Annotated in this window: 5 protein-coding genes and 1 tRNA gene; 2 read left to right on the forward strand and 4 right to left on the reverse strand. The window is 54.6% G+C overall.

Annotated features, from left to right (window positions below; translation table 11 throughout):
* The first annotated feature begins 13 nt into the window (after window positions 1-13).
* Entirely contained in the window at window positions 14-4,021 is a 4,008-nt protein-coding gene (locus tag Q0K10_RS10215; protein WP_294506603.1) for a carbohydrate binding domain-containing protein, read from the forward strand.
* Window positions 4,022-4,237: 216 nt separating this feature from the next.
* On the opposite strand, the gene Q0K10_RS10220 is transcribed toward Q0K10_RS10215, so the two are convergent.
* Entirely contained in the window at window positions 4,238-5,236 is a 999-nt protein-coding gene (locus Q0K10_RS10220) for a GGGtGRT protein (protein WP_294506605.1), read from the reverse strand.
* Between the two features lie 13 nt (window positions 5,237-5,249).
* Window positions 5,250-5,915, reverse strand: coding sequence for a hypothetical protein (locus Q0K10_RS10225; protein ID WP_366942993.1), 666 nt, complete (start codon window positions 5,913-5,915; stop codon window positions 5,250-5,252).
* A 284-nt stretch (window positions 5,916-6,199) separates the two neighbouring features.
* Here Q0K10_RS10225 and Q0K10_RS10230 point away from each other — a divergent pair.
* Window positions 6,200-6,274, forward strand: a tRNA-Asn gene (locus Q0K10_RS10230).
* 33 nt (window positions 6,275-6,307) lie between these two features.
* Here Q0K10_RS10230 and Q0K10_RS15630 read toward each other — a convergent pair.
* Together Q0K10_RS15630 and Q0K10_RS10235 are read right to left on the reverse strand one after the other, a co-directional pair.
* On the reverse strand, window positions 6,308-6,481 hold the full coding sequence (locus Q0K10_RS15630) for a transposase (protein WP_366942992.1): 174 nt from the start codon (window positions 6,479-6,481) through the stop codon (window positions 6,308-6,310).
* A 635-nt stretch (window positions 6,482-7,116) separates the two neighbouring features.
* Complete coding sequence (locus Q0K10_RS10235; RefSeq protein ID WP_294506609.1) at window positions 7,117-7,761, reverse strand: hypothetical protein; 645 nt, start codon at window positions 7,759-7,761, stop codon at window positions 7,117-7,119.
* Between the last annotated feature and the right edge of the window lie 159 nt (window positions 7,762-7,920).

Here is a 7,920-nt window from a genome sequence, read left to right on the forward strand (position 1 = left end):
GAAGAGGAATAACATGGTTCGCAAACTACTGCCTGTAACAATCGCAATACTCTGTCACCTTTGCAGCGAAACATCGGCCGCCCCCCTGCCCGACTGGGAACCGCCGTTTGAGCAGAAGGCGGAAATCGTCTCGCTGAAACCGGAGTTGCATACAGAAACGTTCAAAGACGGCAGCCATGACCTGTTTCGCGGGGAATTTCAGGCAGGAAACAAACAAATCGGCATTTTCATGCGCAAAGAAGCCGATGATCGAACCATCCGCATCTACATCGATTCCGAGCATGTGGGATCTCTGTTGTTTCAAGGTCACTACAGGGGCAGTTACGGTTTTCCCTTCAACAATACTCCGTTTACAATCCGGATCGATCCTGCGGCCAATACGATCTCCGGCTCCCGGCCGTGGAAACTGCCGGACGGCAGAAGCGCAACGTTTCAATGGATATTGAAAGAGAAAAACGGTAAAATCGAACTCTTCTGGGATGCAGGTATTTCCCGGAAAGAGGCGGATCAACTGCCCGATTTCCTGCTGTATCCGCAGTTCGAGACCACCTGGGCTTCCGAATGCCATCTGAAATACGGGATTGAATTCGACCGGACTCCATTGCGCAAATATTCGGCCGAAGAGCTGGAAAAAGCGCCGAACCGCACCATCAGTTATCGCCTGCGCAGCAGAAAAACCGTTTACGCACCGGATACGCCGCAACAATCCTTCGTAATCGAAACCCCGGGAATCGACACGCATGTCAGCGAGATGTTGAGAACGAATTTCAACGGCCTTTACCGGATGCGTGCGGTCAAGCTGGAGTTTTTCTCCGACCGCAGGGCAACGCAGGGTTCGCTGCTGATCGATTTCGGCAGATCCGCCGTCTCCCGGAAAGCCGCCTGCCCTCCGACCGGGGGAATCGATTTCTACGGGGAAGACGCCATGCACGTTCCGAACCTTCCCGGGAGGAACCGCCTTCCGAATCCCGGTTTTGAACAGGGTTTGCGTTACTGGGGAAGCATCTCGCCACCGCCGTTCAACCACTACACCGCGGGCGATCCCTGCCGGTACACGATCAGCAGCGAGACCCCTTTCGGGAAACGTGCGTTGCGAATCAACGGAACCGTGCAGCCGCAGGGTTCCTGGCTGCGCTCCATGCCGCTTCCGCTGAAATCCGGAACGGATTATACCATCAGCTATTATGCAAAAGGCGAAAAAGGAGGCGAAAAGCTCTACGTCGGAGTCACCTCCGGCATCTGGGGCGCAATCTACAACACCCACAATCATTATAAGCAAAATCCAGGAGCGACAAAAATCCTGACCACCGAATGGAAACGATATGAGATAAGATTCCGCTCCGACAACTCCGGCATCGGTCTGCTGATCGGCATGCCCGAAGACGGCAGTGAAGCGCTGATCGACAACATCCAGCTCGAAGAAGGGCGCACTGCCGGTGAATTCGAAGCGCCGCCGGTCGAAGGGTGGCTCTCAACCGCCGCCCCGGACAACAACCTTGACGCGGGGAACGCGATCGACGGAAGATTCGAACTCACCGGAATGCCGGGACTCACCGGGACCATCACGTTCAAGCTGTTCAACTATTACCGGGAAACAGTCTGGAAGGCGGAGCGCTCCTTCACGCTGGATCAGGAAGGCAGAGAAACTCTGTCGCTCGATCTGGACGGAGCCGTGATCGGCAAAGGGGTCTTTGTCCTGCAGGCGGAGTATCATCCTGCCGGGCGGCCGGTCCTCACGGATTACTTTCGCATGTCGATCCTTGAACCGCTCTCCGGGAAACACTCGAACCGGGATCTGCTGGGAACATCCATCAATTTCCGCCATATCCGGGCGGAGGAGTTCATGAAGCAGCTGACCCGCTGCGGCTTCGGCGCCTACACCTACGGCGGTTTCGATCAGCGCGAGCCCGGCGCCTGGCTGCCGATCCGGGCGGGCTTCCACTGCTACGGCGCGATGCTGGACAACAGCTCGCAGGTGTTCTCGCCGGAAAAATACAAACGGGTCTGGGAGATCATCCGCGCAAACAAAATCACGCCGGAAATCGAGAAGGAAGTCGAATCGCTGGCCTATGAAGCCGTGAAAAACAACCGCACCAGCGACGTATGGGCCTTCTCCAATGAAACCGAGTCCCACTCCCCGCTCATCAAATCCGGTCAGTTCGACGAATGGGCGAAGGTGCTCACCGCGTTCGCCCGCGGAGCGAAACGGGCCCGCCCCGAAGTGAAGCTCATGCCCGATACCGGCGCGGCCGGCTACACTCAGCTGCGCGGATACCGGGAGATCGAAGGATATCTGCGCAGCACGCAGGGCAAGGTGAAGTGGGACGCTGTCTCGATTCATCCCTATCATCTGCTGGATGGGACGAACAATTGGGGGGAACTCGATGCTGCCGTCTCCCATCTGGTCAGCACCATGAAACGGTACGGATATGATGAAAAAACGCCGATCTATTTCACGGAGTGCTTCAACGCCAAAAACTTCCGCTGCTCCGCCTGGAACGCCGGGCTGTGGGCGGACAACTTCCGCGGCCTGCGTCCGAGCTATGACTTCGGGCTCACGGAATTCCTGCAGGCGGCATGGCTGACGCGGCTTTACATCATCGCTTCCAAATATGAACAGGTCAAACACGCGAACTGCTGGATTTCCGACGATATGTTTCTGGGCGCCAATCTTGACATGATGTCGGCCCCTGCGGCAGTCAACACGCTCGGTCATCTGCTGGACAAGGCGAAATTCCGCGCCGATCTGCCGCTCCCGGCCGGAATGCGGGGCTATCTCTTTGACTATCCGGACGGGACGGCGGTCGCAGCGGTCTGGTGCACCATTCAGAACGTTGAGTCGGGACTGGTGCGCGGCCCGGAACTCGCGTGCCGCTTCCCGGAGCTGCCGGAATTCCGCGACCTCATGAACAACGTCCGCACTCCGGAATCTGCTCCGGACGGCTCGGTGAAGATTCGTCTCTCCCCCGCGCCGCTCTTTCTGATCGGCAAGCCGGAATCGATTCTGGAAGGCTTCCGGGAAGCGGGGTTGAGCCGCCTCGCCGACGCGGTTCGCGCCTCGGTCTTTCCGGATGCGTCGGGCGGGTTGACGCTGACGCTCACGAACCGTTCCACACAGTCCCGCCAACTTCGGGTGCAGATCGGCAGCTGGAGACGCGATGTCACGCTTCCTCCGGGAGAAAGTTCGTTTCGCCTGCCGAAAGAATCTGCCACGGAGTTCGGAAAGATGTATCACTGGAACAAACCGATCCGCCTGACCGCACCGGACGGGGAATCGGTTGAACTGGAGTGGAAAATCACCTTCTTCCGAGTGCCCTGCACCGCCCGGCCGCTGCCGGAAAATCCGGATGCACCGGAGTGGAACGCCATTCCGGCAATCCCGCTGACCAGTCGCTATGTGCAGTTTTCCCTGCAGAACATTCCGCACGGCCACCCCGGCGACCTCGAAGCGACCTTCCGCGCCGCATGGGACGAGAAGAACTTTTACGTGATGATCGACGCGAAGGACGATAAGTTCCAGTTCTATCCCGAAGCGTTCAAAAACGGCCGTCGCGACGTACTCTACCTGCTCGACGGCTGCGCGGAACTTTACTTCGACACCGGCGCCAACGCACTGCTCAAGGATACACGGGGCTATGACCTCGACGATTACCGGTACGACTTCGGCCAGGCCGTCGACGGCGCGGACGGTTCCGGTTCCGTCTGGCGGCTCCGCGAACCGACGATGCAGCTGATGGGAGCGCTGAACATGCCGTCGAAGGAAGAGGCGATGCGCAACGTCAAATGCACTTTCCGGAAAACGGCGGAAGGTTACCGCTACACGATGATCTTCCCGCAACGGTATCTGGAACCGTTGAAACTCACCGAAGGAACCCTGGCCGGATTCGCCATCTTTCTGCATGACCGCGATGATCCGAAACTGGCTTCGGGAAAGAAGGGGCTTTCGAGTTCGGTGGTTCAGGGGCAGCACTGCGATTATCAGCCGCATCTGTGGCCGATTATGATCCTGACGCGCCAGTAGCTTTCCCGCTCGGAACGGGGCGGAGAACAGACATCGAACTTCTCCAGCCCCGTTCTCTCCGGATGCGATCACGGACGCGGAGTGTGACGATCCCGCCACAAACTGCCCACCACGTTATCCGGATGCTGCAATCGCTCCCCGCTTGACGCATGATCGACATAAAAAAAGCGCCCCGTCAATATTTCAACGGGACGCAGCTTTTTGCAGCGAAAGATCTTACTTCGCCTGGGAAACCGCCACCGCGACGGCGACAGAAGCACCGACCATCGGGTTGTTGCCCATGCCGATGAGACCCATCATTTCGACGTGCGCCGGAACGCTGGAAGAACCGGCGAACTGCGCGTCGCCATGCATACGGCCCATCGTGTCGGTCATGCCGTAGGAGGCCGGCCCGGCAGCCATGTTGTCCGGATGCAGCGTACGGCCGGTGCCGCCGCCGGAGGCGACGCTGAAGTATTTGCGGCCGTTCTCGATCGCCCACTTCTTGTAGGTGCCGGCGACCGGATGCTGGAAGCGGGTCGGATTCGTGGAGTTTCCGGTGATGGAAACATCGACGCCCTCTTTGATCATGATCGCGACGCCTTCGGAAACGTCGTCGGCGCCGTAGCACTTGACCGCCGCCTTCGGGCCGTTGGAGAACGCTTTCTCCTCCACAACCTTCAGCTCGCCGGTGAAGTAGTCATACTCGGTCTCAACGTAGGTGAAACCGTTGATGCGGCTGATGATGTAGGCGGCATCCTTGCCGAGGCCGTTCAGGATGACGCGGAGCGGCTCCTTGCGGACCTTGTTGGCGGTTTTGGCGATGCCGATCGCGCCCTCGGCCGCAGCGAACGACTCGTGACCGGCGAGGAAGCAGAAGCACTTGGTCTCTTCGCGCAGCAGCATCGCGGCGAGGTTGCCGTGGCCGATGCCGACCTGGCGGGAATCCGCGACGGAGCCGGGGATGCAGAATGCCTGAAGTCCGATTCCGATGTTCTCGGCGGCTTCAGCCGCATCTTTGGATCCCTTCTTGATGGCGATGGCGGCGCCGAGGGTGTAGGCCCAGACGGCGTTTTCAAACGCGATCGGCTGGACGCCGCGGACGATTTTGTCGACATCGACGCCCTTGGAGAGGCAGAGGTCGCGGGCGGCTTCGAGAGATTCGAGGCCGTACTCTTTCAGCGCTTTCTCGATTTTCCCGATCCGGCGCTCGTATCCTTCAAATTTCACGCTCATTGTCATGAACTCCTTATTCTTTGCGCGGGTCGATTTTCTTGACGGCCTCGTCGAAACGGCCGTAGCTCTTGACATTGGACTTGAATGCCTCGGCGGGTTCGACGCCCTTGCGGATGGCTTCCATCATTTTGCCGAGGTGGACGAACTTGTAGCCGATGATCTCGCTGTTTTCATCGAGTCCGAGTTCGAGGACATAGCCTTCGGCCATTTCGAGGTAACGCGGTCCCTTTTCGAGGGTGGAGAACATGGTACCGACCTGGGAGCGGAGTCCTTTGCCGAGGTCTTCAAGGCCGGCGCCGATGGGCAGACCGCCCTCGCTGAAGGCGGTCTGAGTGCGGCCGTAGACGATCTGCTTGAAGAGTTCGCGCATGGCGACGTTAATGGCGTCGCAGACGAGGTCGGAATTCAGAGCCTCAAGAATGGTCTTGCCGGGGAGGATTTCCGACGCCATGGCGGCGGAGTGGGTCATGCCGGAGCAGCCGAGAGTTTCGACGAGAGCTTCCTGAATGACGCCGTCCTTGACATTGAGCGTAAGTTTGCAGGCGCCCTGCTGGGGGGCGCACCAGCCCACGCCGTGGGTCAGGCCGGAAATATCGGTGATCTGCTTGGATTTGACCCACTTCCCTTCTTCGGGAATCGGGGCCGGGCCGTGTTTGACGCCTTTGGCGACGCGGCACATCTGCTCGACTTCGTGCGAGCACTGATACGGACAACTCATGTTGGTTCTCCTTGCGAAGTTACTGTTTTAGAAACGGGAAATTGGAATAATATACACCGGATTTGTTTTTTTTCACCCCCGGAGGTTGGAATTTTTCTTTTTTTTCGATTCAGGAGGCGAAACATGACGGATGGGCCGGCCTCCTCCGGCAGTCTGAGTTCAAAAATCAGGAAAAAAAGGGATTTTTTTTCAATTTTGATTTGCGTTTTCGGAGAAGCGGGTTATTTTATGAAACATTGAAACGCTCCGGCATAGCTCAGCGGTAGAGTAGGTGGCTGTTAACCACTTGGTCGCTGGTTCGAATCCAGCTGCCGGAGCCATTTTTTTACCACTTCTCCGTTTTGAGCCATAAATCATAGCTCTTTCTGAGGTTGAATTGAGGGTAGCTGAAATATCTTCAATTTGAGATAAAATAGGTCTCGAAAGCCATATGCCAGGCGAATGAGCCATCGAATCTTGTTGTTGAATCCTTCGGTTATGTTGAAATCCACGGACTTTCTGTTTTTTTGAAGCAATGTGATCGACATTTTGCCTCCCGGGTTTGCGCGTGATGAGACAAAACGATAAGGCTAAGGTCGATCTTTTTCCATGCTATTCAGATTTTCAAAGCCGGTTTTGAAGCAAATCACGGCTCAAACCGGGGAAGAACCCTTTTCCAGTCAAAGTCACTGAGGGGAAAAAACGGCGGAAAGCGCGGTAACGTTCCGACATCTCCGCAGCAGGAGAAAGCCGAAAACAGGGGGATGAGAAATTTTCGAGTGGTACTCAGTGGTACCTCAAAGGGCGTTTCCGGGCGTAAAATTGGTACCCGGGAGAAAAACAGAAGGGTATCTAAATCCGGGCGTAAAAACGACCTCTCCCGCCTGAAGCAAACTTCCGGTAGCATTCGTAACTAACTTCAAACGGTACCGATGAATATATTTCAATGGTACTTGATGGTACTTTGCCCGGATGAGAATACTGAATGTGTTGTGAATTTCAGGAAGCAACAGGTGGATATCAAGTTTTTGTGCAATGAAACTCTGTTCCATATAATTCCAAATGATTTCCAATGGTACTCGGTGGTACTTCCGGATGCCTTTCCGGGCGTGGCTGTGGTACCTCGGTAGAGAACGGGCATATTTCGTAAAATTCTTCAGGGAACCTGAAACTATTTGCGATCCTAATGTTCCAGTCCAATGTTTAAGCAAGGCTTTTCGTTGCTTACTGCATACGCTTTCATGAAGTCACGTTTGACGGGATGTTCCTCTAGCACAAAGTCGAAAATAATTTCAGGCATAACCTCTTTCAATTTATCAAATCTTACATTATCGGGCTGTTCGCCTGGTTGTTTGCGGCTAAGCAAGGCTGTAAGTTTTCTCGTAACCAGATTAGCCCCTTTTTGAGAGGAAAACATTCTATCTATTCGCTTTCTTACATCTCGGGATTTTCCTATATACAAAATATCATTAGGGTAACTTTCTATTTTCATTTTATCAGCTATATTGCCTTTGAGCCCATATGCGACAGTAACAATTGCAGTGCGCAAAGAAAAATTATATGGTTTATTGAGATTCCAGCGAATACGAAAAAGACCACCTATGCCTTCAAATTTTTTTTCATCTTTACTCTTAGGAGGATTTTTCTTTAATTTCTCTTTTTCAAGGTTGCGCAAAAACTGCATAAATTCTCTATAACTGAGATTAGTTACTCCATTGGTACTGTCATTCTGCTTTGGCCAACTCCATGAAGAAAGATCCTCCAGAATAAGATCAGATTTCAAGAACTCCATGATTGCAGGGGGATTTTCAATATGTACTTTTGCCATGATTTACTTCCTCTTCTGGTAAAGTTTTATGAGATAAGTATACCATGAGATTTTGTTTTTTGCAATCAAGAAGAGCAAAAAATTATTGATATTCTTAGGCTAAGCAGCCCTCGCGTGTGTGATGGAAACCGAAACTGAAATAACTCAAAATCCTCTTGA

It is taken from the genome of uncultured Victivallis sp., assembly GCF_944391105.1.
Classification (GTDB): Bacteria; Verrucomicrobiota; Lentisphaeria; order Victivallales; family Victivallaceae; genus Victivallis.

What these genes read in the sequence shown, in the direction of transcription:
- Q0K10_RS10215 (WP_294506603.1), top strand. Translation starts at nt 14, where the DNA reads ATGGTTCGCAAACTACTGCCTGTAACAATCGCAATACTCTGTCACCTT.
- Q0K10_RS10220 (WP_294506605.1), bottom strand. Translation starts at nt 5,236, where the DNA reads ATGAGCGTGAAATTTGAAGGATACGAGCGCCGGATCGGGAAAATCGAG.
- Q0K10_RS10225 (WP_366942993.1), bottom strand. Translation starts at nt 5,915, where the DNA reads ATGTGCCGCGTCGCCAAAGGCGTCAAACACGGCCCGGCCCCGATTCCC.
- Q0K10_RS15630 (WP_366942992.1), bottom strand. Translation starts at nt 6,481, where the DNA reads ATGTCGATCACATTGCTTCAAAAAAACAGAAAGTCCGTGGATTTCAAC.
- Q0K10_RS10235 (WP_294506609.1), bottom strand. Translation starts at nt 7,761, where the DNA reads ATGGCAAAAGTACATATTGAAAATCCCCCTGCAATCATGGAGTTCTTG.